26 protein-coding genes and 1 pseudogene are annotated in these 22,881 nt (G+C 38.6%); 23 read left to right on the forward strand and 4 right to left on the reverse strand.

Annotated elements, in window-relative coordinates:
- Nucleotides 1–180 precede the first annotated feature (180 nt).
- On the forward strand, nucleotides 181–723 hold the full coding sequence (locus AC58DT_RS14755) for a DUF2911 domain-containing protein (RefSeq protein WP_497217578.1): 543 nt from the start codon (nucleotides 181–183) through the stop codon (nucleotides 721–723).
- Between the two features lie 5 nt (nucleotides 724–728).
- On the opposite strand, the gene AC58DT_RS14760 is transcribed toward AC58DT_RS14755, so the two are convergent.
- Nucleotides 729–1,358: a 7-carboxy-7-deazaguanine synthase QueE gene (locus AC58DT_RS14760; protein WP_497217579.1), complete on the reverse strand. Its 630-nt coding sequence runs from the start codon at nucleotides 1,356–1,358 to the stop codon at nucleotides 729–731.
- Between the two features lie 145 nt (nucleotides 1,359–1,503).
- On the opposite strand from AC58DT_RS14760, the gene AC58DT_RS14765 reads away from it, so the two are divergent.
- The 8 genes from AC58DT_RS14765 to AC58DT_RS14800 all read left to right on the forward strand — a co-directional run bounded on the left by AC58DT_RS14765 (nucleotide 1,504) and on the right by AC58DT_RS14800 (nucleotide 6,684).
- Nucleotides 1,504–3,033: a helicase HerA-like domain-containing protein gene (locus AC58DT_RS14765; RefSeq protein ID WP_497217580.1), complete on the forward strand. Its 1,530-nt coding sequence runs from the start codon at nucleotides 1,504–1,506 to the stop codon at nucleotides 3,031–3,033.
- Nucleotides 3,034–3,076: 43 nt separating this feature from the next.
- The gene (locus AC58DT_RS14770; protein WP_497217581.1) at nucleotides 3,077–3,643 is read left to right on the forward strand and encodes a hypothetical protein; all 567 of its coding nucleotides are present in this window, start codon (nucleotides 3,077–3,079) and stop codon (nucleotides 3,641–3,643) included.
- A 91-nt stretch (nucleotides 3,644–3,734) separates the two neighbouring features.
- Nucleotides 3,735–3,920, forward strand: a complete 186-nt coding sequence (locus tag AC58DT_RS14775; RefSeq protein ID WP_497217582.1) for a hypothetical protein — start codon at nucleotides 3,735–3,737, stop codon at nucleotides 3,918–3,920.
- Between the two features lie 58 nt (nucleotides 3,921–3,978).
- Nucleotides 3,979–4,218, forward strand: coding sequence for a DUF7218 family protein (locus tag AC58DT_RS14780; RefSeq protein WP_497217583.1), 240 nt, complete (start codon nucleotides 3,979–3,981; stop codon nucleotides 4,216–4,218).
- Nucleotides 4,218–4,646, forward strand: a complete 429-nt coding sequence (locus AC58DT_RS14785) for a VOC family protein (protein ID WP_497217584.1) — start codon at nucleotides 4,218–4,220, stop codon at nucleotides 4,644–4,646. The genes AC58DT_RS14780 and AC58DT_RS14785 overlap by 1 nt, the downstream gene beginning before the upstream one ends.
- Complete coding sequence (locus tag AC58DT_RS14790) at nucleotides 4,643–5,683, forward strand: AI-2E family transporter (protein WP_497217585.1); 1,041 nt, start codon at nucleotides 4,643–4,645, stop codon at nucleotides 5,681–5,683. The genes AC58DT_RS14785 and AC58DT_RS14790 overlap by 4 nt, the downstream gene beginning before the upstream one ends.
- 12 nt (nucleotides 5,684–5,695) lie before the next feature.
- Nucleotides 5,696–6,181 carry a thiol-disulfide oxidoreductase DCC family protein gene (locus AC58DT_RS14795; protein ID WP_497217586.1) on the forward strand — a complete coding sequence of 162 codons (486 nt, stop codon included), beginning with the start codon at nucleotides 5,696–5,698 and terminating at the stop codon, nucleotides 6,179–6,181.
- A 62-nt stretch (nucleotides 6,182–6,243) separates the two neighbouring features.
- Nucleotides 6,244–6,684, forward strand: a complete 441-nt coding sequence (locus AC58DT_RS14800; protein ID WP_497217587.1) for a YkvA family protein — start codon at nucleotides 6,244–6,246, stop codon at nucleotides 6,682–6,684.
- Here AC58DT_RS14800 and AC58DT_RS14805 read toward each other — a convergent pair.
- Entirely contained in the window at nucleotides 6,681–7,559 is an 879-nt protein-coding gene (locus AC58DT_RS14805; protein ID WP_497217588.1) for a bifunctional 5,10-methylenetetrahydrofolate dehydrogenase/5,10-methenyltetrahydrofolate cyclohydrolase, read from the reverse strand. The two genes, AC58DT_RS14800 and AC58DT_RS14805, sit on opposite strands and share 4 nt — an antisense overlap.
- Before the next feature lie 79 nt (nucleotides 7,560–7,638).
- Nucleotides 7,639–8,967, reverse strand: a complete 1,329-nt coding sequence (gene ffh / locus AC58DT_RS14810) for a signal recognition particle protein (RefSeq protein WP_497217589.1) — start codon at nucleotides 8,965–8,967, stop codon at nucleotides 7,639–7,641.
- A 146-nt stretch (nucleotides 8,968–9,113) separates the two neighbouring features.
- Between ffh and nhaA the strand changes: the two genes are divergently transcribed.
- From nhaA to AC58DT_RS14870, 12 genes and pseudogenes are all read left to right on the forward strand, one after another.
- Nucleotides 9,114–10,430, forward strand: a complete 1,317-nt coding sequence (gene nhaA / locus AC58DT_RS14815) for a Na+/H+ antiporter NhaA (RefSeq protein ID WP_497217590.1) — start codon at nucleotides 9,114–9,116, stop codon at nucleotides 10,428–10,430.
- A 380-nt stretch (nucleotides 10,431–10,810) separates the two neighbouring features.
- Nucleotides 10,811–12,553: an FG-GAP-like repeat-containing protein gene (locus AC58DT_RS14820; RefSeq protein ID WP_497217591.1), complete on the forward strand. Its 1,743-nt coding sequence runs from the start codon at nucleotides 10,811–10,813 to the stop codon at nucleotides 12,551–12,553.
- Between the two features lie 105 nt (nucleotides 12,554–12,658).
- Nucleotides 12,659–13,117, forward strand: coding sequence for a GNAT family N-acetyltransferase (locus AC58DT_RS14825; protein WP_497217592.1), 459 nt, complete (start codon nucleotides 12,659–12,661; stop codon nucleotides 13,115–13,117).
- Nucleotides 13,118–13,121: 4 nt separating this feature from the next.
- Nucleotides 13,122–13,685 carry a hypothetical protein gene (locus AC58DT_RS14830; RefSeq protein ID WP_497217593.1) on the forward strand — a complete coding sequence of 188 codons (564 nt, stop codon included), beginning with the start codon at nucleotides 13,122–13,124 and terminating at the stop codon, nucleotides 13,683–13,685.
- A gap of 98 nt (nucleotides 13,686–13,783) precedes the next feature.
- Nucleotides 13,784–15,018: pseudogene (locus tag AC58DT_RS14835) on the forward strand (APC family permease).
- Nucleotides 15,019–15,100: 82 nt separating this feature from the next.
- Nucleotides 15,101–15,430: an ArsR/SmtB family transcription factor gene (locus AC58DT_RS14840; RefSeq protein ID WP_497217594.1), complete on the forward strand. Its 330-nt coding sequence runs from the start codon at nucleotides 15,101–15,103 to the stop codon at nucleotides 15,428–15,430.
- Nucleotides 15,431–15,463: 33 nt separating this feature from the next.
- A complete protein-coding gene (locus tag AC58DT_RS14845) occupies nucleotides 15,464–16,351 on the forward strand; it encodes an arsenite methyltransferase (RefSeq protein WP_497217595.1) in 888 nt (295 codons plus the stop codon).
- A 1-nt stretch (nucleotide 16,352) separates the two neighbouring features.
- Nucleotides 16,353–16,841 (forward strand): GNAT family N-acetyltransferase, encoded by a 489-nt coding sequence (locus tag AC58DT_RS14850; RefSeq protein ID WP_497217596.1) that lies wholly within the window; start codon nucleotides 16,353–16,355, stop codon nucleotides 16,839–16,841.
- Between the two features lie 10 nt (nucleotides 16,842–16,851).
- Nucleotides 16,852–17,469: an arsenate-mycothiol transferase ArsC gene (locus tag AC58DT_RS14855; RefSeq protein WP_497217597.1), complete on the forward strand. Its 618-nt coding sequence runs from the start codon at nucleotides 16,852–16,854 to the stop codon at nucleotides 17,467–17,469.
- A 3-nt stretch (nucleotides 17,470–17,472) separates the two neighbouring features.
- Nucleotides 17,473–18,534, forward strand: a complete 1,062-nt coding sequence (gene arsB / locus AC58DT_RS14860) for an ACR3 family arsenite efflux transporter (RefSeq protein WP_497217598.1) — start codon at nucleotides 17,473–17,475, stop codon at nucleotides 18,532–18,534.
- 27 nt (nucleotides 18,535–18,561) lie between these two features.
- The gene (locus tag AC58DT_RS14865; protein ID WP_045081076.1) at nucleotides 18,562–18,930 is read left to right on the forward strand and encodes a hypothetical protein; all 369 of its coding nucleotides are present in this window, start codon (nucleotides 18,562–18,564) and stop codon (nucleotides 18,928–18,930) included.
- A 195-nt stretch (nucleotides 18,931–19,125) separates the two neighbouring features.
- Nucleotides 19,126–19,776, forward strand: coding sequence for a hypothetical protein (locus AC58DT_RS14870; RefSeq protein WP_497217599.1), 651 nt, complete (start codon nucleotides 19,126–19,128; stop codon nucleotides 19,774–19,776).
- Between the two features lie 206 nt (nucleotides 19,777–19,982).
- On the opposite strand, the gene AC58DT_RS14875 is transcribed toward AC58DT_RS14870, so the two are convergent.
- Entirely contained in the window at nucleotides 19,983–20,369 is a 387-nt protein-coding gene (locus AC58DT_RS14875) for a hypothetical protein (RefSeq protein ID WP_497217600.1), read from the reverse strand.
- 99 nt (nucleotides 20,370–20,468) lie between these two features.
- On the opposite strand from AC58DT_RS14875, the gene AC58DT_RS14880 reads away from it, so the two are divergent.
- Both AC58DT_RS14880 and AC58DT_RS14885 read left to right on the forward strand, forming a co-directional pair.
- Complete coding sequence (locus AC58DT_RS14880; protein ID WP_497217601.1) at nucleotides 20,469–21,605, forward strand: tyrosine-type recombinase/integrase; 1,137 nt, start codon at nucleotides 20,469–20,471, stop codon at nucleotides 21,603–21,605.
- Nucleotides 21,606–21,778: 173 nt separating this feature from the next.
- Nucleotides 21,779–22,747 carry a tetratricopeptide repeat protein gene (locus tag AC58DT_RS14885; RefSeq protein ID WP_497217602.1) on the forward strand — a complete coding sequence of 323 codons (969 nt, stop codon included), beginning with the start codon at nucleotides 21,779–21,781 and terminating at the stop codon, nucleotides 22,745–22,747.
- Nucleotides 22,748–22,881: the final 134 nt, after the last annotated feature.

Genomic DNA, 22,881 nt, shown 5'->3' on the forward strand with positions numbered 1-22,881 from the left:
ACTGTGAAAAAAGACAACTTTTAAAGCTACAGAAAACTTATCTGGAATTTGGCGCAATAGTTGCGCACTAAATTTGGCGAAATTAGCGTTTTATGATTGTGTTTTATTGAGTTTTGATGAAACTTTTTATTAAAAATTACGTCTAATTTTGAACATTTTATAAAATCTAAAATATTTCATATGAATAAAATATTTCTATTTGCTTGCCTTCTAACCGCATCGTTTACCTTCCAGACCGGCCAGGCGCAAAGCTTTCCGCAGATGGATGCTTCACCTATGGATTTGGTAATGGCCAGACCTGACAAGAACAGTCCGCCCTTGGCACGTGTAATCTATAGTCGACCCCAAAAAAAGGGACGCGACATTTTTGGTGATTTGGTACCGTATGGCGAAGTGTGGAGAACTGGCGCCAATGAAGCAACCGAACTTACGATTTACACCCCCTTAAAATTCGGAAAGACTATTTTAAACCCAGGAACCTATACTTTGTATACAATCCCAGATGAAGATAATTGGACTGTTATTATAAATAGTGATACCAATGTTTGGGGCGCTTACAGCTATAAAAAAGAAAAAGATGTTGCTAGAATGGTCGTCCCTGTCAAAGACGCTGCGGCACCTATAGAATCACTCTCAATGATTTTTAGACCGGACAGCAATGGAACTACCCTTATGATAGGATGGGACAACGAATATGTTGAAATTCCTTTAAAAAAAGCTTAAGTTATTTAAGGGATATTTAAGTATTTATGCGTTTGTAGCGAAACCTTCCATTTAGGGTTTTGCATCACGTAATCCACTATTAGCGGACTCATCTTTTCACGCTTGCTCCATTCCGGCTGCAAATAAAGAATACAATCTGGGCCTACTTTGGCAGCTTGTTCTTCCGCAAAACGGAAATCATCTTTGTTGAAAACAATTACTTTCAATTCATTTGCAGCTTTATAAACTTCCTCAGTGGGAAGTTTCATTTTTTTTGGCGAAAGGCAAATCCAATCCCAAGTTCCAGTTAATCTGTATGCACCGGAAGTTTCAATATGGGTTTGCATTCCCTTTTCTTTCAACATTTCGGTCAAGGGTCCCATATTCCAAGTAAGGGGCTCGCCTCCAGTAATTACAATGGTTTTTGAATATTTTGCGGCATTTTCAACAATTGCTTCAATGGCCGTTGGCGGGTGCAGTTCTGCATTCCAGCTTTCCTTCACATCGCACCAATGGCAACCTACATCGCAACCGCCAACGCGTATAAAGTATGCCGCGGTTCCTTTATGAAATCCTTCGCCTTGTATCGTGTAAAACTCTTCCATCAAGGGAAGCATTACTCCTTTATCCACTAATTGCTGTACTTCTTTTTTCATCGGTGCAAAATTACTCGAATTGAAGTTGAATACTATAGTATTTCGGAAGCAAATTCCAAATAAAAATGTTTAGCCTTGTGGGAATTTGCTGGTTTAAAAACCTTGATGGACTATAATTTATTACTTTTGAGCAAAATTTAGTGTCATGGCAGACAAACAGGCTTTTTTTGATTATATCAATAACGGTTACACAACCAAGGGAGAGTTTATAAATCTTGGTGCAGCGATGCTTGATGGCGAAACCGTTAAAGATGCTTATGTGAAAGTTCCATTAAAAACCTTGAATCGTCACGGATTGATTGCGGGCGCAACAGGTACAGGTAAAACAAAAACCCTTCAAATTATTGCCGAAAATCTTTCGGAAAAAGGTGTTCCTGTGCTTTTGATGGATATTAAAGGAGACCTCAGCGGAATTGCACAACTAGGAACCAATAATGCCAAAATTGAGGAACGCCACGCTGCTATCGGTTTTCCGTATGAAGCAAAGAAATTTCCCGCTGAAATACTCACACTTTCAGACCAAGAAGGCGTTCGCCTTCGCGCTACGGTGAGCGAGTTTGGCCCTGTATTGCTTTCGCGAATTCTCGATTTGAGTGATGTGCAAGCAGGCATCGTTTCCGTAATTTTTAAATATTGTGACGACAACAAAATGCCGTTGCTTGATTTAAAGGATTTTAAAAAAATATTGCAATATACTACCGATGAAGGCAAAGACGAATTTGCCGAGGAATACGGGCGCATTTCTTCCTCCTCCACGGGGGCTATTCTTCGGAAAGTTGTAGAATTGGAACAGCAGGGAGCCGATTTGTTTTTTGGCGAAAAATCCTTTGATACTGACGATTTGCTTCGCATTGATGAAAACGGAAGGGGATATATAAACATTATCCGATTGACCGATATTCAGGATCGCCCGAAGCTATTTTCAACTTTTATGTTGAGCCTTTTGGCTGAAATTTACGCAACTTTCCCCGAGCAGGGCGATAGCGGCAGGCCCGAGTTGGTGATTTTTATAGACGAGGCGCATTTAATTTTTAACGAAGCCAGCAGCGCATTGCTCGACCAAATTGAAAGCATCGTAAAATTGATACGTTCCAAAGGGGTTGGTCTTTATTTCGTGACCCAAAACCCAACCGATGTGCCCGATGCTGTTTTGAGCCAATTGGGTTTAAAAATTCAGCATGCACTTCGCGCTTTTACAGCAAAAGACAGAAAGGCCATCAAATTGACCGCAGAAAATTATCCACTTTCTGACTATTATAAAACAGACGAAGTTTTGACAGCTTTGGGAATTGGCGAAGCACTGGTAAGCGCCTTAAATGAAAAGGGAATCCCCACTCCACTGGCCCGCACTATGCTGCGAGCGCCAATGAGCCGCATGGATGTTTTGACAGATGGTGAACTGAAGGAATTATTAAAAAATTCAAAGTTAATCCCAAAATACAACGAGGTGATAGACCGCGAAAGCGCTTATGAAATGTTGACGGAAAAAATTGAAATCGCCAACAAGGAAGAAGCAAAAGAAAAAGCCCAAAAGGAAAAGGAAGCTGCGAGAAAAACCACCTCGAGCAGAAGTTCCTCCCGTCGAAGAAGCAGTTCAAACCCTTGGATAAAAACACTTTCCAGCCCAACTGTAATACGCAGTGTTTTGGGTATTTTGGGGAAATTGATGAAGTAACTCAGTAAAAAAACTTATAAATTCAAATAACTAAAAAACATAAATGAAAAAGACACTTTTAATAATTGGAATAGTTTCACTTGCTTTTGTTCAATGCGGAAAGGACAGCGATCCTTTTTTGATTAAGAATGGTTCCATCGGAAACTTAAATAAGGAAATAAAAATGAAGCAAATTGATTCCATTTTTGCGGAAGATTCCATTGTAAAAATAAATTCATCACCCAACGCTTTGGAAACACAGGGAGAAGTTGAAATTTATGAAAAAGGCGGTAAAAAACTTCTATTGCTGTCGCCCGATAGTGAAAACGACCCTAGCTCAACAATAACAAATATTCAGGTTTTTGACGCCCGCTATAAAACCGAAAAAGGGTTAACTACCGCAAGTACTTTTAAAGACGTAAAAGCAAATTACACTATTGACAATATTGAAACTACCATTAACGCGGTAGTCGTTTTTCTTAAGGAAACTGATGTATATTTAACAATCGATAAAAAGAGTCTGCCCGAGGAACTGCGATATAATATGGATCTTGAGGTTGAAGCCAGCCAGATTCCCGACAATGCTCCTATTAAATATTTTATGATAGGTTGGGACGCTCCTTCCGAATAAATTTCATCCTGTAAAGATTTTGTTAAGGTTCATTATGGAATGAAGCTTTTCCTTTAATTTTAATCCAATTAACCATCAAATTCAATTAATTATGATTAAGATTTTAGGTTTTATATTAACGATTGCCGGCGGAATAGGATTGGTAATGGGAATACTTGGAGTATTCGGAAGCATGGAAATAGGAATGAGCCCTTGGGCCATAGGAATCTTGGGAATAGTATTCTTTTTCGCGGGCATCGGTTTACTCAAAAACAGAAAAGATACTGATCAAAATTAAATAGTAACTGCAAAAGCCCTTTGTTTTACAGAGGGTTTTTCATTTAAAACTAATTATTATGCCAAATCCTAGAATTAAAAACGAAGATCAATACGAAGCCCTTCGCGATAAGGGTTATAGCAAAGAAAAAGCCGCTCGTATTGCTAACACCAAAAATGCCGGCAAAAAAGGTGGAAATTCAGAACCTTATGAAGAATGGGCCAAGAATGAGCTTTATGAACAAGCAAAAAATGTGGGCATTGATGGCCGTTCAAAAATGAATAAGAAGGAGCTCATTCATGCCTTAAGAAATAATTAATGGGCAATACCATACCACCCTTCCACCTTGCAATTCCTGTGGACAATCTGGAAGCTTCCAGAAAATTCTACAGAGACATACTAGAACTTGCCGAAGGACGCAGCAGCGACCATTGGGTAGATTTTGACTTTTTCGGGCACCAGCTTGTTATTCATTTAAAAGAAATCAATTCTGAAGAAAAAGAAAGCAGCAACCCAGTAGATGGCAAGAATGTGCCAATTCCACACTTTGGAGTTGTACTGGATATGCAGACCTTTAAGGATTTTTCTGAGAAACTAATCCAAAAAAACCTTACCTTCATCATTGAACCATACATCCGTTTTAAAGGACAAGTGGGAGAACAAGCAACAATGTTTTTTAAAGATCCTGCCGGAAACGCGCTGGAATTTAAAGCTTTTGCTGATATGACACAACTATTCGCCAAATGACCAAACACATTCCTCCACAAATAATCCGACAAATATTCGTCATCTTGCTCATTTTATTGATGGGCAGCCTCATTTTTCGGGAGCTTCTCCCCTATTTAACTGGGGTTTTAGGAGCTGTGACTATTTATGTTTTAATGCGTAAATGGATGGCGAAATTGGTGAACCAAAAAAAATGGAACCCTTCGCTTGCCGCTGCATTTTTGATGCTCCTTTCCTTCGTTGGAATTCTTATCCCCATTGCCGGAATTATTTTAATGCTTACCAACAAAATTGGGGATGCCGTCCAGAATTCTGCAGCAGTTATAAAAGCCCTTAAAGAACAGCTTGCAAAAATTGAAGATACAGTTGGCTACGATCTTACATCACAAATAGACCCTTCAGCTATTACTGGCTGGCTTTCAGACAACCTTCAGAATTTAGCCGGGGGCACTTTCAATGCATTTATTGCTATTGGACTAATGTACTTTATGCTTTATTACATGTTTACAAACCGAACCGATTTAAGAGAGTCACTAAAAGAATATATCCCAATGCATCGAGGGAATTTAAAGGAGATCGGTATCGAAGTTCAAGCCATGGTTCGGTCAAATGCACTGGGCATTCCATTAGTGGCAGTTGCCCAAGGAATTGTTGCGCTAATTGGTTTTTTAATCTTTGGAATTGAAGACCCATTCTTTTGGTTCGTAATTGTCACCATTGGGAGTATGATCCCTTTTGTTGGAACCCTTGTGGGTATTCTTCCCGTGTTCGTACTCACACTTTCTACAGGACACAGTTTTCAGGCCTGGGGAATACTTATTTACGGTTTTGTAGTTGTGGGTTCAACAGATAATATTATTCGCCTTTATGTGCTTAAAAAACTGGACAATGTGCACCCATTGGTTACTTTGATAGGGGTTATCGTGGGCGTTCCGTTATTCGGGTTTATTGGTTTAATATTTGGTCCCTTACTCATCAGTCTCTTTATGGTAATAGTCCGTATTTATAGGAAAGAATATGGAAAAGAGGATTCAGTCACCCAAGAGGAACGTTTGTAAACCCAAAAATAAATGTTTGCTAAAATCCAAAAAACGGATTTCCCTCCCAGTGAAAAACCTACTATGGTTTGGGACGGGGAATGTGGTTTTTGCAACTACTGGATAACTCGGTGGAAATCTAAAACCGAAAATCGTATTCATTATAAAACATTTCAAGAAGTTTCGGATAAATACCCTGATATTCCTTTAAAAGAATTTAAAAAAGCATCGCGGCTTATTGAAAAGGATGGCCAAGTTTATAGTGGCCCCAATTCTGCCTACCGAAGTTTTCTATATTTCAAAAAACCAAATGTAAAATGGCATCGATGGTATTCAGAAAATCGATGGTTCAATTACCTCAGTGACCACATATATAATTACATAGCCAAGCACCGAAGCTTTATGTTTACGCTTACTAAAATTCTCTTCGGAAAAAACCCCAAAAATCTTAAACCTTACTGGTTTCTAATACTTCTTTCTATTCTGATACTTATTTATTTGCTCAACAAATTTTTATAACAAAATTTTAAAAGTATTCATGATTCGATTGCTTATTTTTAAATTACAAAAACGAATAAACTATGCTTTTCAGAAAAAAGAAAGATAAAAAACCTTCTAACATTGCTATGATGGATTCTAAAATTAACGAAGAATACGTTGAGGAAAAAGTCACTAAAATAAAAGACGAAGATGTTGAATTAGTAATGAAAAATGAGGAAGCCATTTCCAAAAAACTGAGCAATGCCAGTCCTTTACGAAAATATGCCGAGCTCGGAAAAATTATGTTCGCAATGCTGAAAGACGTTAAAAAAGGCACTTATCCAAATGTGCCGTGGTTTACAATTGCCTCCATAGCGGTAGCTCTTTTATACGTTTTCAACCCTTTTGATTTGGTGCCAGATTTTATTCCGGGAGTTGGCTACATAGATGATTTGGCTGTACTATCAATCGGCATGGGTTGGATTGAAACTGATCTTCACAAATATTTGGATTGGCGTTTGGCGGAAGGCGAAAAAGCTTAACCCTTTCGTTGTTCTCTTGCCAAAAGTGTGTTTTTAAGAAGCATCGCAATTGTCATTGGGCCAACACCACCTGGTACAGGTGTTATAAACGAAGCTTTTTTACTCACATTCTCAAAGTCAACATCACCTGTAATCACATAGCCTTTGGGGTGGTCTGTGTCTTCTACCCTTGTTATACCCACATCGATAATTACCACATCGTCCTTTACCATTTCGGCTTTTAAGAAGTTGGGAACTCCCAATGCTGAAATAATTATATCCGCTTGCGTGGTAATTTGTGCAATGTTTTTTGTGTTACTGTGCGTAAGTGTAACGGTACTGTTTCCGGGCCACCCTTTGCGGCTCATTAAAATACTCATTGGGCGACCAACTATGTGGCTTCTTCCAATAACTACGGTGTGTTTTCCTTTAGTATCAACATCATATCGTTGCAATAATTCAAGAATTCCAAAAGGTGTTGCAGGAATAAATGTGCTCATATCCAAAGCCATTTTTCCGAAGTTTTCAGGATGGAAACCATCCACATCTTTTGAAGGATCCACGGTAAGAAGAACTTTTTGAGTATCAATTTGCGGAGGTAATGGAAGCTGAACAATAAAACCGTCAATATTGTCGTCTTCGTTCAATTCCTTGATTTTTTTTAGCAATTCCAGTTCGCTGGTAGTATGCGGCATTTTTACCAAAGTAGATTCAAAACCTACCCGTTCGCAAGCTTTCACTTTACTGCCCACGTAAGTAAGGCTCGCACCGTCATCGCCCACAATAATTGCGGCAAGATGAGGCACTTTTTCACCATTGGCCTTCATTTTTTCAACTTCAGCGGCTATTTCGTTTTTTATGTCGTTGCTTACTTTCTTTCCGTCTAGTATTGTCATTTGTTGAAATGTTAATGGTTAATGGTTAATGGTTAATGGTTAATGGTATCGCTTCCAATTAACAATTAACATATTTCATTTACCTCATCTTCCCCATAGCCTGCATCATCTTGCGTCCGCCGCCGCCTTGCATCATTTTCATCATCTTGCTCATTTGGTCGAACTGTTTTAGCAATTGGTTTACCTGCTGAACGCTTGTTCCACTACCGGCAGCAATTCGTTTTTTACGGCTTCCGTTTATAATTGCTGGTTCTGTTCTTTCTTTTGGAGTCATGGAATGGATTATGGCTTCTATTCCTTTAAAAGCGTCATCGTCTATATCTACATCTTTCAAGGCTTTTCCAGCGCCTGGAATCATTCCTACCAAATCCTTCATACTTCCCATTTTCTTCACCTGCTGTATTTGGTTAAGAAAATCGTCAAAACCGAATTGGTTCTTCGCAATTTTTTTCTGAAGTTTTCTGGCTTCCTCTTCATCAAATTGTTCCTGGGCTCTTTCCACAAGTGAAACAACATCTCCCATCCCCAAAATACGATCGGCCATACGGGCTGGGTGAAACACATCAATGGCGTCCATTTTTTCACCTGTACCGATAAACTTAATTGGCTTATCAACAACACTTTTAATGGAAATAGCGGCACCACCACGGGTATCACCATCGAGTTTGGTAAGCACGACCCCATCAAAATTCAACCTTTCGTTAAATGCTTTAGCCGTGTTTACAGCATCCTGCCCCGTCATTGCATCTACTACAAAAAGAGTTTCATGTGGGTTGATTGCTTTGTGCACATTTGCAATCTCCGTCATCATCGCCTCATCTATGGCCAGACGACCCGCGGTATCAACAATCACTACGTTGAAACCATTTTGCTTCGCATGTGCAATGGCGTTTTGGGCAATCTGTACCGGATTTTTATTTTCAGGTTCGCTGTAAACCTCCACTCCTATCTGGTCGCCCACCACGTGCAATTGGTTAATTGCCGCGGGACGGTAAATATCACAGGCTACCAAAAGTGGTTTTTTTGTTTTTTTAGTTTTAAGATAATTGGCAAGTTTTCCGGAGAAAGTAGTTTTACCACTACCCTGCAAACCAGACATTAAAATAACCGTTGGCGTGCCACTCAAATTCACCCCAGCGGTTTCGCCACCCATCAATTGGGTAAGCTCGTCTTTTACCAACTTTACCATCAATTGGCCCGGCTGAAGCGTAGTAAGTACGTTTTGGCCGAGTGCCTTTTCCTTTACGGTATTGGTAAATTCCTTGGCGGTTTTAAAGTTAACGTCAGCGTCCAAAAGGGCACGGCGGACTTCTTTTAAAGTTTCGGCTACGTTTACTTCGGTGATGCTGCCGTGACCTTTCAGTACGTGCAGCGCTTTGTCCAGCTTATCGCTTAAATTATCAAACATATTCTTGCTTTCTTTTAAAGAGTTGCAAAGGTAAAAAAAAGTTGGCAGTATGCAGTTGCGGAAGGCGGTGTTTCTTATGATTTCAAAATAGGTAAGCAGAATAAAATTATTATGAGTTTTGTATATTGCCAATTCGAAAAATGTATATGATAAAACGAAAACTACTCTCTCCCTTTCAAAAGTTTGTCAACCTTCAAAGTTCCAGTGGAATTTTGCTGTTGGCAACCACAATTATTGCTTTGATCTGGGCAAATTCAGCTTTTTCCGAAAGCTATCTGTCATTTTGGAATTATGAAATAGGAATTGTTACAGACGGTTTTGAACTTAAAAAACCTTTGATACTTTGGGTTAACGATGGACTGATGGCTATTTTCTTTTTTTTGATAGGCTTGGAAATAAAGAGAGAGTTTTTAATTGGTGAACTCAATTCCACCAAAAAAGTTATGTTTCCACTTTTTGGCGCAATTGGTGGCATTGCGCTTCCAGTAATTTTATATATTATTCTAAATCAAAATCCCGATACGTTAAAGGGCTGGGGAATACCGATGGCTACTGACATTGCTTTTGCATTGGCAATTTTAAAAGTATTGGGCAATCGGGTGCCATTAAGTTTGAAAATATTTCTTACTGCCTTCGCAATTGTTGATGATTTGGCGGCGGTTTTAGTGATTGCCGTATTTTATAGCAGCAGTTTAAATTTAATATTGCTCGCTTATGCATTGGGCATATTGGCTGTTGTATATTTTTTAAGCTACAAAGGGTTTTATTTTGAATTTTTTACAATAGTTGTGGGTTTTGTAATCTGGTTATTGTTTTTGAAAGCAGGGCTCCATCCTACTCTGGCTGGAATTTTAATGGCATTTGCTATTCCAGTGCGACAAAAAATAAGCACCCATGAATTTACTGACCAATTGGACACAGTGGTAAAAAAAATAAAAGATAGTACCATTTTACAAAAACCGGTTCTTTCTGTAGAACAACTCCACCTGATAGAGGATTTGGAAGGTTGGTCTGACAAATACCGTTCGCCCTTGCAGCATTTAGAGCACAAACTTCACAACTGGGTTGCCTATTTGGTAATACCAATTTTCGCGCTTGCCAACGCCGGAGTAGCCATAAGTGGCGGCGAAGGACTTGAAACAGTTTTAATTGTAAATATTATGGTCTGTTTGATAATAGGCAAGAGTATCGGAATTTCTGTGGTTATCTTTTTGGCCCGAAAACTTAAAATTATTGAAGTGCCTGCAGATATTACCAATAAACAGATAATTGGTGTTTCTTTTCTAGCTGGAATAGGTTTTACAATGGCTATATTCATAGCTGGCCTGGCCTTTAGCAGCAGTCCAGAATATATAGATTCCGCAAAAATTGGGATTTTAATAGGTTCCTTCATTTCGGCTATTATTGGCTATGGAATTCTCCGCTTTAAAACTGTAAAAGGGAAGTTTGACCATTCCAAATAATTAACTTCAAAAAACTTCGACTTCTTTTGGCGCTTGGCCATACATCGCTAATGATTTTAAGTATTTAACCCACATTGCCCGAAAATGCGTTTCTAAAATGCTTTCGTTTCAATTGACTTTCTTTTGAAACTTTCTTCTATTGAATATTTATTATGAATTTTATGACGTCCGTAATACCATAGTTGGACTTCAATTCTAAAAATCACTTTATGGATTCGCAATAAATAAGTTCTGAAAAATCAATTCAAATCAGAAATCGGGTCATTCAGAACAAAATTTTTGCACTCAAAACAATTTCCACAAATTCATTGGCTTTTAAAATTAATTTTCCACTTGAAAACAATTTAAGCTGCAAAGAATAATTTTAAAAACTTAACACAATGGCAAAATCATTACTATTTCTCAGTTTTTTTATCTCCACTTTTTTTATTCAAAGAAATTATTCGCAATCTTTTGAAGAAACCACCTTCGAGGATATTACAACAACCCCTTCCGCTTCGCGAAGTGCCAATTTTATTGATGTGAATGGCGATGGCTGGGATGATATATTTTTTACCAACGGGCCTACTGCTGGGCAAAACAATATGCTTTACATTAACAACGGCGACAACACTTTCACTACCGTAACCGCTGATGATATAGTTTCAGACAACGACCGTTCGGACGGGGCAAGTTTTGCCGATGTTGACAATGATGGTGATTTGGATGCGGTGGTTGTAACCTACGGTAGAAATGGCGTTGGAAAAAAGAATTATTTCTACCGAAACAATGGCGATGGCACTTTTGAATATGAACCCACAAACGCTATCGGAATTCCGCTGACCTATTCCGAAATGGTGAATTGGATTGACCTCAACAACGATCAGTTTTTGGACGCATACATCACGAATAGCATTGTTTCCACCCGAAATCTGTATTTCGAAAATCAGGGCGATGGCTCTTTTGAAGCGGTAACTGGGTTGTCCATTACCAGTGAAACGCTTGCTTCGCGCTCTATAAATTGGATTGATTATGACGGCGATGGCGACAGTGATTTGTTTGTTGCGAATGAAGACAATACCAACAATTCACTTTTCAGAAATGACGGCCCTAATAATTTCACCCAAATCACCAATCTTTCCATTACCCAAAACGGAAAAAACTCTGCAGGGAGTTCTTGGGCAGATGTGGACAACGATGGCGATTTCGATCTTTTTGTAGCCAATTGGGGTGGACAAAACAATCAATTATTTATTAATGAAAATGGAACATTTATAGAGCAAACTAGTTCAGCAATTGCTGCGGAAACTGGAAGCTCGTTCGGTTCTGCCTTTGCAGATGTTGATAATGATGGCGATTTAGATCTGCTGGTTTGCAATGCCTATTTTGCTGGGCAGGAAACGAATTCGCTATTTATAAATGATGGGACTGGCACTTTTTCCAAAGACACCAGCAGCGCTTTGGCAAACCACCAAGGAAATACTTTTGGTTGTGCTTTTGGCGATTATAACAACGATGGTTGGTTGGATGTGATTTTGGCGAATACTTTAAATGAAAACCAAAGCAATTCGCTGTTCAAAAATACGGGAAGCGGGAATAATTGGATAAAAATTCACTGTGTTGGCGAACCTTCAAATGGGTCGGCTGTTGGGGCGAAAGTTAGAATTAGGGCTACCATAAACGGTAATGAAGTTTGGCAAACACGCCAGATTGAAGCCGCAAGCGGTTATTGTAGCCAGAACAGTTATACCAATCATTTTGGGTTGGGAGATGCTTCAAATGCATCGGAAATTGAAATTCAGTGGCCTTCGGGAGCGGTTGAAACTTTTACGGATATTGATGGAAATAATACTTATTTGGTTGTTGAAGGCAATGGAATTCAGTTGGGCACAACAACTCAAATTAAATACGGTTATGTTATTTATCCTGTGCCTGCAGAGGATATTTTGATCGTAAATTTTCCAAAGGATGAATTAAATTCAAAAGTGGAAATCTTTGATTTAAATGCAAGAAAAGTAAAAGAAGGCACAAACAATAATGCAATATCTATGGAAATGGATATTAGTCATTTAAATGCGGGAACCTATATTTTGAAAATCACCAATAACGACCAAGTCACCTCACAAAAAATAATTATTAAATAGAAACCTACTGTTCCTAAGTGTTGGTTTGTTAGTGAGCGTGTTGGATTTCCACTATGGAAATTCAGCACGTTTTTGGTATCTTCACTTCGCCAAAAACCAAAATTGATGAAACTTTTACGCACAGATTCCACAAACAAAGACTTTATTGAATTGGTGAAACAGCTCGATGCAGATCTTGCGATTCGCGATGGCGATGATCATCCGTTTTACGATCAATTCAACAAATTAGATTCCATAAAATATGCTGTGGTAGCTTATGATGGAACCAACACGGCAGTTGGTTGCGGTGCTATTAAGCAATTTGAGCCAAACGTAATGGAAGTGAAACGAATGTATGTTCCTTTGGAACAACGCGGAAAGGGAATAGCCGTGGAAGTTTTAAAAGAACTGGAAATTTGGGCAAGGGAATTGGGAAACACAAAATGTATATTGGAAACTGGTATTAAACAACCCGAGGCCATTTCACTTTATAAAAAATGCGGTTATAGGTTTATAGACAATTACGGTCAATATGCTGGAGTGGAAAACAGTATATGTTTCGAGAAATTGCTAAACAAAAAATAAATTAATGAAAATAAAATCTAATGCCGCAGCCGCTGAAATCACATCACCTTTTTATAAAATAAATGAAAAGTTCTGTATAGAATTTGAAAATTATATTGCAAAGCAGAACGGTAAAGTAAAAGGAAATTACAATGCCTGGTCCTATTATATTCAAGGGAAAATAATGATTCCAAAACCTTGGCACTTAAAGTATAAAAAAGCCACATATACTTCAACAGGAAACCTAATCCTTTCATCCAAAAAGCAAAATCTGCTTACCCTCGCAGAGTGGTCAACCTCTTGGGTGGCCTCGCAAAATTCAGAGTTTTTTATAAAAAGAAAAAATAGTATTGGGCTGATAAAACGGTTGCTCAGTTCAAGTTTAGTATCATTTCGTAATGAAGAAGGATATGTGGTCCAAGGATGTAAAAAAAATACTTCGCTCCAAGAAAAATTATATCAAAAATTGAAACCACTTTTTAAATCTGGTGAAGTTTATTCCATTGAGCTTAAAAATGATATTTTAACCATTTCACTTAGAACGGAAAAGCATCATTTTAATATTTTTGAAAAGTTATTTGATTTATAAAACATTAAAAATAGATTAGGAACAGCACGTAAATTTTAATGAAAAAAAACAAGGACAGCATCCAATTAAAAGACGCCATAGCCATTGGCATTGGCGGTATGGTTGGCGGTGGAATTTTTGCTGTTTTGGGTTTGGCTGTTTCACTCGCAAAAGGTGGAACACCAATAGCTTTTTTTTGTGCTGGGATTATTGCTTTGTTTACAGCTTATAGCTATTCAAAATTATCACTATCGTTTCCCGATCGTGGTGGAACAGTACGGTTTGTGAATGAAGGTTTTGGTAAAGGTATTTTTAGTGGCGGCATCAATAACGTTTTGTGGATAAGCTATATAATTATGCTCTCGCTTTACGCCAGCGCTTTTGGTAGTTATGCGCCTAATTTGATTTCCATAACTGGCTCAAAAGCAATTGATACCCACATTTTTGTGAGTGGCGTAATTTTGCTGGCAACGCTTATAAATTACTACAGTCTAAAAGTTGTGGGCAAAATTGAAAGCCTTGCGGTTTTTGTAAAACTATTTATCTTATTGGCCTTCGCAGGAATTGGAATTTATGGCTTATTCGGAAATGCTAATCTTTCACAGCTTAATCCCACAAACTGGGAAAGTCCGTTTTTATTACTTACGGGCGGAATGGTAATTTTTGTAGCTTATGAAGGTTTTGAGCTTATTGCCAATGCCGTTCCAGATTTGGAAAATCCGAAGAAAAATGTTTCCCGAGCCTATTTTATCTCCGTGGGTTTTGTGTTTTGCTTTATATAATTATTGCGATGGTTACTGTGGGCTCTTTAAGTTTTGATAAAATAGCAACCGCTAAAGACTATGTTTTGGCAGCCGCCGCCAAACCGATGATTGGGCAGATTGGATTCACCATTATGACGGTTGCCGCGCTTATTTCAACATTTTCTGCCATAAACGCTACACTTTACGGTGGAAGCCGAGTAAGCTATGAACTCGCCGAAGATGATGAACTGCCCCATTCCTTTACAGACCAATTCTGGAACAAACCCATCGGGCTGCTAATTACAGTAATACTTACTTTGATTACTGCAAATTTTTTAAACTTAGAAAGCATTTCAACCTCTGGAAGCGCAGGATTCTTGTTAATTTTTGCAGTTGTAAACTATGTAAGCTATAAAAAATCTGAAAAAATAAAATCAAGTAAGACTATTGGTTTAATAGGCGCTATTCTTTCAATAGCAGCTTTTGTTGTTTTAATTGTCCAGCAATCCACTTCAAATTTGTTGGGAGTATCCATTTCCTTGGGAATTATCTGTCTTTGTTTTATAGCGGAATGGGCTTATAAAAAGAAAGTTTCAAAAACCGAGCAATAAAAAATAACCACTTTTTTTAAAAATTCTATTGTACTTTAATTCTTTAATCGTAATATTGCAATATAATAATTGATACAAAACGATGGGAATTACAAAAACTGAAATATTCACAGAACAGCAGAACCAAGTGGCAACATTCGCCAAAGCTTTTGGACATCCTGCCAGAGTAGCAATTCTTCAGCATTTGTTTAAAATAAACGCTTGCATTTGCGGTGATTTGGTAGAAGAAATAGGTTTGGCACAACCAACTATTAGCCAACATTTAAAAGAACTCAAAAACCTTGGTTTGATTAAAGGAAGTATTGAAGGAACAAGTATTTGCTATTGCATTGACAAAGATAACTGGACAAAAATGAAGACAATTATGATGCAGTTTTTAGACCAGGACATTTCAAAAGAAAATTGTTGCTAAAAAAATTTAAAATAAAATCAAAACTTTTAAAAAATGAAAAACGAACAAGAATTAAAGGAAATAGTAAAAGAACGTTATGCCAAAATAGCCGAACAGGGCAAAGTAGAAAATGCTTCCTCTTGCTGTGGCGCGACCACTCCATCCAACAAGGTTTACAACATTATGATGGATGACTATTCCGAAACGGGCGGCTATGTGGAAGATGCAGATTTAGGTTTGGGCTGTGGGCTTCCAACGCAATTTGCAAAAATCAAAAAAGGCGATACAGTTATCGATTTGGGTTCGGGCGCGGGTAATGATTGCTTTGTAGCCCGACACGAAACAGGAAGCGAAGGCAAAGTTATCGGGATCGATTTTACGCCGATAATGATAGAAAAGGCCCGTGCAAACGCGGAGAAATTGGGTTTTAATAATGTGGAATTCCGTGAAGGAGATATAGATGCGATGCCAGTTAGTAACAACGTTGCGGACGTAATAGTGAGCAATTGTGTTTTAAACTTGGTGCCGAACAAACAAAAGGTAATCGGCGAAATTTTCAGAACGTTGAAACCGGGCGGGCATTTTAGTATATCTGATATTGTCTTGGTTGGAAACCTTCCAGATGCCCTTAAGGAAGACGCCGAAATGTATGCCGGCTGCGTGGCGGGAGCAATCCAAAAAACCGAATATTTGCAGTTTATAGAAGATGCGGGGTTTCAGAATATCCAAATTCAAAAAGAGAAGCCAATCGTAATCCCGAACGATATTCTTGAAAAATATCTTTCCGAGGAAGAAGTGAAAACCTTCAACAATGCAGGAACGGGTATTTTCAGTGTTACAGTCTATGCTGAAAAACCGGGAACGAAGCCTGAAAAACCGAAAAGACAATTGGCTGAAATAAATGATGAGCCCTGCTGCTCCCCGGACGGTAATTGTTGCTAGTATGAATCTGATTGAAATTTCAGAAGAAAACTATCCCGAAGTCGCCCGAATTTATGGCGAAGGCCTGCAAACGGGCACTGCAACTTTTGAAACCACCATCCCCAGTTGGGAAAAGTGGGACGCTGGGCATCTTCCCTTTGGAAGAATAATCGCCGTTGAAGATAACAACTATTTGGGTTGGGCCGCCCTCTCCCCTGTTTCCAGTCGCTGCGTTTACGGTGGCGTTGCCGAAGTGAGCGTATATGTTGCGGAAGCGGCAAGAGGAAAGGGTGCTGGAGCATTTCTTCTGAAGAATTTAATAGAAATTAGTGAAGCTAACAATATCTGGACATTGCAATCGGGAATATTTCGTGACAATGTAGCCAGCCGTGAATTGCATATAAAATGCGGCTTCCGCGAAGTAGGTTACAAAGAAAAAGTGGGACAACTCCATGGTGTTTGGAAAGACAACGTGCTTTTGGAACGCCGTAGTAAAGTAGTGGGTATATAAAAATTAAATAATGAAACTATTAAAGCCAATCCGGGAATATATTGAAGCGTTGGAGGCAACAAATCTTTCCGAAGAAAGAAAAACTGTTCTGCAACCTCTTATTGATTATATAAATTCAAAAAAGAAGGAAGAAAAGCCAATCCAACTAAACTTCATCTGCACACACAACTCCCGCAGAAGCCATTTGGCGCAGATTTGGGCGCAGACCATGGCGGAATACTTCCGAATCAAAAATATAACGTGCTATTCCGGCGGGACGGAAGCTACTGCCGTTTACCCAATGGTTGTAGAGACTTTGGAAAACACGGGCTTTGAAATTTCGAAAGAAGGAGATAGCAAAAACCCTGTTTATAGCATAAAATATGCTTTGGAAAAGACGCCGATGATTGCTTTTTCAAAAAAATATGATGACCAGGCTAACCCCGCAGCAAGTTTTGCCGCAATTATGACCTGTTCCCAGGCAGATGAAGGCTGTCCTTTTGTGGCTGGTTCGGAAAAACGGATTTCAATAATGTACGAAGACCCAAAAATTTCGGACGGTACACCTCAACAACAAGAAGTATATACGGCGCGGAGCGAACAGATTGCGATTGAGATGAAATTTGTTTTTTCACAAATCAATTCATAAAAAATGGCTTCAACTAAAAAACTAAGTTTTCTCGACAGTTATCTCACGCTTTGGATTTTTATTGCGATGGCGCTGGGTGTTGGCATCGGTTATTTTGCGCCCAATTTTCCAGAGTTTCTAAATTCCTTTAATAGTGGCAGTACAAACATTCCCATAGCCATTGGTTTGATATTAATGATGTATCCGCCCTTGGCAAAGGTGAATTATGCACTATTGCCAAAGGTTTTCCGTAATACAAAAATCCTTTCCATTTCGCTTGTACTCAATTGGATTATTGGCCCTGTGTTGATGTTTATTCTGGCAATTATCTTTTTAAGCGACTATCCGGAATATATGGTCGGGCTTATTTTGATTGGTCTGGCGCGTTGCATCGCCATGGTTTTGGTTTGGAACGACCTGGCCGAAGGTAGCAGTGAATACGGTGCCGGTTTGGTTGCGCTGAATAGTATTTTTCAGGTTTTTGCCTATAGTTTTTACGCTTGGCTTTTTATTACGGTGCTTCCGCCCTATTTCGGGTTTGAGGGCGCCATTGTTGATATTTCCATAGCAACCATAGCCGAGAGTGTTGCCATTTATCTGGGGATTCCCTTTGTAATGGGAATATTGAGCAGGCTTATTTTAGTGAAACTTAAAGGCGAAGTGTGGTACAATCAGAAATTTATTCCCGCAATTTCTCCCATAACCCTGATTGCGCTTTTGTTTACCATCGTAGTCATGTTTTCCCTAAAAGGTGAATTGATTGTGCAAATACCCATGGATGTTTTGATTATCGCCGTGCCATTGCTTATTTATTTTGCATTGATGTTCCTAATTGGATTTTTCGTTACAAAAGCGATGGGGACAACCTACGACAAAACTGCAGCAGTTGCCTTTACGGCGGCCGGCAACAATTTTGAATTGGCCATTGCCGTGGCCATTGCCGTTTTCGGGTTAAATTCCGGGCAAGCTTTTACGGGGGTAATTGGCCCATTGGTAGAAGTTCCAGCTTTAATTTTATTGGTACGGGTTTCTTTTTGGCTACGGAAGAAATATTTCACAAAAGAAGCACTTAAACCACATTCCTGATTTAAGTTTTGAATTTGAGTGAAAAAAATGTTTTATTTTGGCTTAATGAATCCAAAACTAAAAGCCAAAATATTCAGGTTCAGCTTTTTGCTGAATGCCTTTATCTTTTTTATTGGCGGACTGGGCCTAGTGGAGGATGGCAAGACCGGGCTGGCAATGCTTCAATTTGTAACAGCGGTTTTTAACCTATTTATGGTACTGGGCAAACTTTCCCCAAAAAAATACTTAAGACTGAACTACACTATACTCGGCCTCAATATACTGGTGGCTGCAAGTACGGCTTTTGATTATTATGTGATGGGGAAGGGAAAAATTACCTATGTCTGGTTTTTTGCAGCCGCTATGTACGCTATTGCCCTCGGAGTACAAATAGTAAAACAGCGGCGCGCCGTATAAAGGATGTGGGTCCTGGGAGGGGCAAACTGGAGGCAAACAGGAAGTATCTATGGGGTATATATGAAGTATAGTCGGCATGGAGTCGGCATAAGTCGGCTTACGGTCGGCTTGCAGTCGGCATGGTGTCGGCTTGAAACACTTGTTTTTGAGAGAAAATGTTTCTAAATTTATATTAGAAACCAACAAGTGGTAATTATGGGAGGATTTAACTACGAAAATAATAAAAAAAATCCCCGGATTTACAAGAACAGCGAAGAATTAACATTGTGTAGCGTATTTGTCAAGGAATTCAAGATTTCGCTACATCCTATTCTTTGCCATTTAAATGACGGCAGCCTGCACCAACGCCTGATGCAATTATTCCTGAAAATCAAGGCGCTTGATAAAGATTCCGTCGCGGGGTCCAGAAATGTAGGGCAAGGGTTAAAAACGCTAAAGGGACAGCAGTTACTACGGGAATTCGTATTTACGCCGAAGGCAGGCATACGGCAGCATTTTGGAAATCCGAGGATCGACGCCTTGGATTTTTCATTGGAGTGGGCAAGATTTAATCCTGCCGCTGCCAAATTCCCCAAAGGCGCCACCCACTTTGAGCTATTTTATTGCCTGCTTGTTTACGATGCAGCTACCAATACCTTTGTTACTTATGAGGCTCCTATCCTTAGGAGATCCAAGGAGGATCGGTCTGAAAGATTAGTGCAAACACTTGAGGGGGGACCCACAAAAGAAGAAGGACTACAGTATATACCTGTTTTGGGTTTACGGTTTATGGAGGTCCTGGGGGAAGAGGAATATGCGAATTTTGGCAAGGATGCGGTTGGGATTGAGGTTTTGGGGATGCTTTGAGAGTATCTGCACTAATTGGATTTAGATAGCTGCCGGTTTACTTTTTGTTTAGAGCTTAGAGATACCCGATTAAAGTTGTATTTACCATTAGCGTTTTGATATTCCTATTTCTGGCCTGTTTGACGGTTTTAGGCCTGAGGAATGCATTCTGACACTGCGAGTTTTTTTATGAAGTTATGCAAGGGAAAGGAATGCAATGCCATTGCCTATTGTTTTTTGCGGACTATCAATATTTCATCATCAGAAAATTCCATCCAGGCCAAGTCGTAGATATAGTGGAACATTTTGTTGTGTGAGTTAATATGGAAATGGGTATGATACTTGAACCGAAATTTTTTCTTTTCAAGCACGTTTCTATATACTTTAACTTGTGATTTATTATTTCCGAGCAATTCTGATAAGACGGAATAGTTTCGTTTTAAATATCCGTTTATTTCTATGGCTGCCTGTTTGGATGCATAGCGAAGGTGTTTGTGATACTGGTTTTTGCAATAGGTAGAACAGAAGATTTTATCAGTTCGACCTTTTAGTGGTTTTTCGCATACTTTACACTTTCTGTCCATGAAGCTACCGCTATCGTTACAAATATACATTATTCGTTCCTAACGGTTAAACACTATTATTATACCTTTTGCTGCCTTAGGTGGGTTCTATTTTCCTTAATTTTGACAGTAACGCAACTCTTTTTGATCATGGAAACCTCAAAAAATCCCGCAATAGTAATGTACACTCCTCGTGCCAATGCCGGACGCATCAAACTTAAAATTCCGTATGAAATGAAGGCGGAACGGGAGGCTTTCAAAAAGCTGAACGGCACTTTTTACCATTATAACCAAAAGCTTTGGAGTATTGTTAATACAGCAGAGAACGTAAAACATCTTAAAAGGCTTTTCGGCACTAAACTTAAGATGCAAGCTACGGAAGCCCCTTCTGGGATGCCCAGTTTTGACCCTTCGGAAAAAATTCAGAAGGAACTGGACCGCAACCAACAAAAAATGGTCTTAAAAGGTTTTAGTCCGGCAACCATTCGCAATTATCAACACAATCTTTTGCACTTTTTCAGGTATTTTGAAACTGCGGAGCTGCGCAGCATTTCAAAAGAACAGATTGAAGGCTATGTGTTTTATTTGATAAGCAAACACCGCATTAGCGAGCAAAAACAGAATCTTGTTATCAATGCCATAAAATGCTATTACGAACATACGCTGGAAATGCCCCGGGAGTACTACAACATTACCCGCCCAAAAAAAAGCAAGGATCTGCCAAATGTGCTGAGCATTGAGGAGGTTATGCAAATAATAAACCACCCCACAAACTTGAAGCACAAGGCGATACTGCATATAATTTATGGTGCTGGCCTGCGTGTGGGCGAGGTCCTTAGGCTTCGGGTAAAGGATATTCGAAGTGATGATGGCTATATTTTTATAAAGGACAGCAAAGGCAAGCGCGACCGGCATACGGTATTGAGCCCTGTGCTCTTGGCGCTTTTGCGGGAGTACTACAAACAATTTAAACCCGCTTACTGGTTGTTTGAAGGGCAGGATGGTGGACAGTATTCTTCCAAGAGCATACAGTGTATTTTTAGGAGTGCGGTAAAAGCCACGAATACAAATCCGTGGAGTACGCCGCACACTCTTAGACACAGTTTTGCCACCCACCTTATGGAGCGGGGTGTAAACATACGCTACATACAAAGTGCCCTAGGCCACGCCAGCACAAAAACGACTGAGGTTTATACTAGGGTTATAGGCATTAACAACAAAACTTTGAAGAGTCCTTTGGATACTTTGTATGAATCGGTTACATTTGATAAATCACAGAACACATGACATGCGCACATGTGCGGTATAGCAGCAATAGGCATGTCGTATATACACATGTTGTGTGCAATTTAAGAGTTCGTCAGAAAACCAAGTTAACTAATTGAAAAGTATGCTTTACTCATTACAATTTTTTAAACTCAAAACATCTTTATAGATTTGAAAATAAGCAAGCTCATAAAATGAAAAAATATTATTTCTACATATTAACTATTTTAATTTTAACATCTTGTTCATCATTGAAGAACAAGACTTCTAACAAAAATGAAAAATTAGACATAGTTATATTTAATAAAGGTGTTACTATTTTTGAAATGGTCGATGAATTAAGTATTGATTGGGAATTACAAAGACTTGATACTTTAAAACAAAATGAAAAAGTCAAGTATGAGATTTTGAAAAACGAAAAAGAAGAAATTCTTGAATTAGCTCTTGACCAATTTGGACAAATAATACAAGACTATCCAAGTTCTGAACTTTATCATAAATCTCTTTACAATCTTGCTCATATAAGTTCTTTGTTGGACTATGAAGAAGATGAAATTAAATATCTTGAAATGATTTTAAACGGCAATGCTAACGACAAAGAAAATAGTGGCAGAAGTGGGATAATGTCTAACCCATATGCAAACTTTAAAAATGACGCAAGCAAAAGGCTAACTGAAATATATCTCAATAAAGGAGAATATAATACTGCTTTAGAATATAAAAAGCTTAATGAAAAATATCCTTTACAGCATTTTTGTGGGAATGCTTTTGCTGCAGACGAAATTTATAATGCAAAGCAATATGCGAAAATCTATATAGGTCTTGGAGATAAAGAAAAAGTTTTAAGCTATTTATTACCACATATATTCAATAACGGATTGACAAGTAATTCAAGTTTAGTTGAGTTAACAACAAACTTTCTAAAAGAGAATTATTCTCAAGAAAAATTAAGAACAGATTTTGAGAATTCAACTAAAAACATCTATTCTAAAGTTGAAAAAAACGGAGATAACGAATGGACTAATTATTACATTAAATATTTTGATTCAGAAATTGAAATACCAAGTTGGAGTTTAAGTTTTGAAACTGATAATGAAAAAACTAAATCAGAATTAGAAAAAATAATAAAAGAATCGGAATTTTATAAAAAGTTAAACGAATAAAAAACTGCACACAACAATGGTAACCGTTGCACAACCCCTTAATTCCGTAAAAGCTGACCCCGTTTAAGCCGTTTTAAGCGGCCTTGCTTTTTTGGTCAAGCTTGAGAATGAACCAAATTTGGTGCTTTTAAAAA

This window comes from Aequorivita sp. CRS11 (genome assembly GCF_059693805.1).

Excerpts from the sequence above, each read along its gene's own strand:
- AC58DT_RS14805 (WP_497217588.1), bottom strand. The coding sequence starts at position 7,559 with ATGACAATACTAGACGGAAAGAAAGTAAGCAACGACATAAAAAACGAA.
- AC58DT_RS14765 (WP_497217580.1), top strand. The coding sequence starts at position 1,504 with ATGGCAGACAAACAGGCTTTTTTTGATTATATCAATAACGGTTACACA.
- AC58DT_RS14820 (WP_497217591.1), top strand. The coding sequence starts at position 10,811 with ATGGCAAAATCATTACTATTTCTCAGTTTTTTTATCTCCACTTTTTTT.
- AC58DT_RS14830 (WP_497217593.1), top strand. The coding sequence starts at position 13,122 with ATGAAAATAAAATCTAATGCCGCAGCCGCTGAAATCACATCACCTTTT.
- nhaA (WP_497217590.1), top strand. The coding sequence starts at position 9,114 with ATGATAAAACGAAAACTACTCTCTCCCTTTCAAAAGTTTGTCAACCTT.
- AC58DT_RS14760 (WP_497217579.1), bottom strand. The coding sequence starts at position 1,358 with ATGAAAAAAGAAGTACAGCAATTAGTGGATAAAGGAGTAATGCTTCCC.
- AC58DT_RS14880 (WP_497217601.1), top strand. The coding sequence starts at position 20,469 with ATGGAAACCTCAAAAAATCCCGCAATAGTAATGTACACTCCTCGTGCC.
- ffh (WP_497217589.1), bottom strand. The coding sequence starts at position 8,967 with ATGTTTGATAATTTAAGCGATAAGCTGGACAAAGCGCTGCACGTACTG.
- AC58DT_RS14785 (WP_497217584.1), top strand. The coding sequence starts at position 4,218 with ATGGGCAATACCATACCACCCTTCCACCTTGCAATTCCTGTGGACAAT.
- AC58DT_RS14840 (WP_497217594.1), top strand. The coding sequence starts at position 15,101 with ATGGGAATTACAAAAACTGAAATATTCACAGAACAGCAGAACCAAGTG.
- AC58DT_RS14755 (WP_497217578.1), top strand. The coding sequence starts at position 181 with ATGAATAAAATATTTCTATTTGCTTGCCTTCTAACCGCATCGTTTACC.
- AC58DT_RS14825 (WP_497217592.1), top strand. The coding sequence starts at position 12,659 with ATGAAACTTTTACGCACAGATTCCACAAACAAAGACTTTATTGAATTG.
- AC58DT_RS14855 (WP_497217597.1), top strand. The coding sequence starts at position 16,852 with ATGAAACTATTAAAGCCAATCCGGGAATATATTGAAGCGTTGGAGGCA.
- AC58DT_RS14770 (WP_497217581.1), top strand. The coding sequence starts at position 3,077 with ATGAAAAAGACACTTTTAATAATTGGAATAGTTTCACTTGCTTTTGTT.
- AC58DT_RS14885 (WP_497217602.1), top strand. The coding sequence starts at position 21,779 with ATGAAAAAATATTATTTCTACATATTAACTATTTTAATTTTAACATCT.
- AC58DT_RS14870 (WP_497217599.1), top strand. The coding sequence starts at position 19,126 with ATGGGAGGATTTAACTACGAAAATAATAAAAAAAATCCCCGGATTTAC.
- AC58DT_RS14780 (WP_497217583.1), top strand. The coding sequence starts at position 3,979 with ATGCCAAATCCTAGAATTAAAAACGAAGATCAATACGAAGCCCTTCGC.
- AC58DT_RS14775 (WP_497217582.1), top strand. The coding sequence starts at position 3,735 with ATGATTAAGATTTTAGGTTTTATATTAACGATTGCCGGCGGAATAGGA.
- arsB (WP_497217598.1), top strand. The coding sequence starts at position 17,473 with ATGGCTTCAACTAAAAAACTAAGTTTTCTCGACAGTTATCTCACGCTT.
- AC58DT_RS14800 (WP_497217587.1), top strand. The coding sequence starts at position 6,244 with ATGCTTTTCAGAAAAAAGAAAGATAAAAAACCTTCTAACATTGCTATG.
- AC58DT_RS14845 (WP_497217595.1), top strand. The coding sequence starts at position 15,464 with ATGAAAAACGAACAAGAATTAAAGGAAATAGTAAAAGAACGTTATGCC.
- AC58DT_RS14795 (WP_497217586.1), top strand. The coding sequence starts at position 5,696 with ATGTTTGCTAAAATCCAAAAAACGGATTTCCCTCCCAGTGAAAAACCT.
- AC58DT_RS14790 (WP_497217585.1), top strand. The coding sequence starts at position 4,643 with ATGACCAAACACATTCCTCCACAAATAATCCGACAAATATTCGTCATC.
- AC58DT_RS14865 (WP_045081076.1), top strand. The coding sequence starts at position 18,562 with ATGTTTTATTTTGGCTTAATGAATCCAAAACTAAAAGCCAAAATATTC.
- AC58DT_RS14875 (WP_497217600.1), bottom strand. The coding sequence starts at position 20,369 with ATGTATATTTGTAACGATAGCGGTAGCTTCATGGACAGAAAGTGTAAA.
- AC58DT_RS14850 (WP_497217596.1), top strand. The coding sequence starts at position 16,353 with ATGAATCTGATTGAAATTTCAGAAGAAAACTATCCCGAAGTCGCCCGA.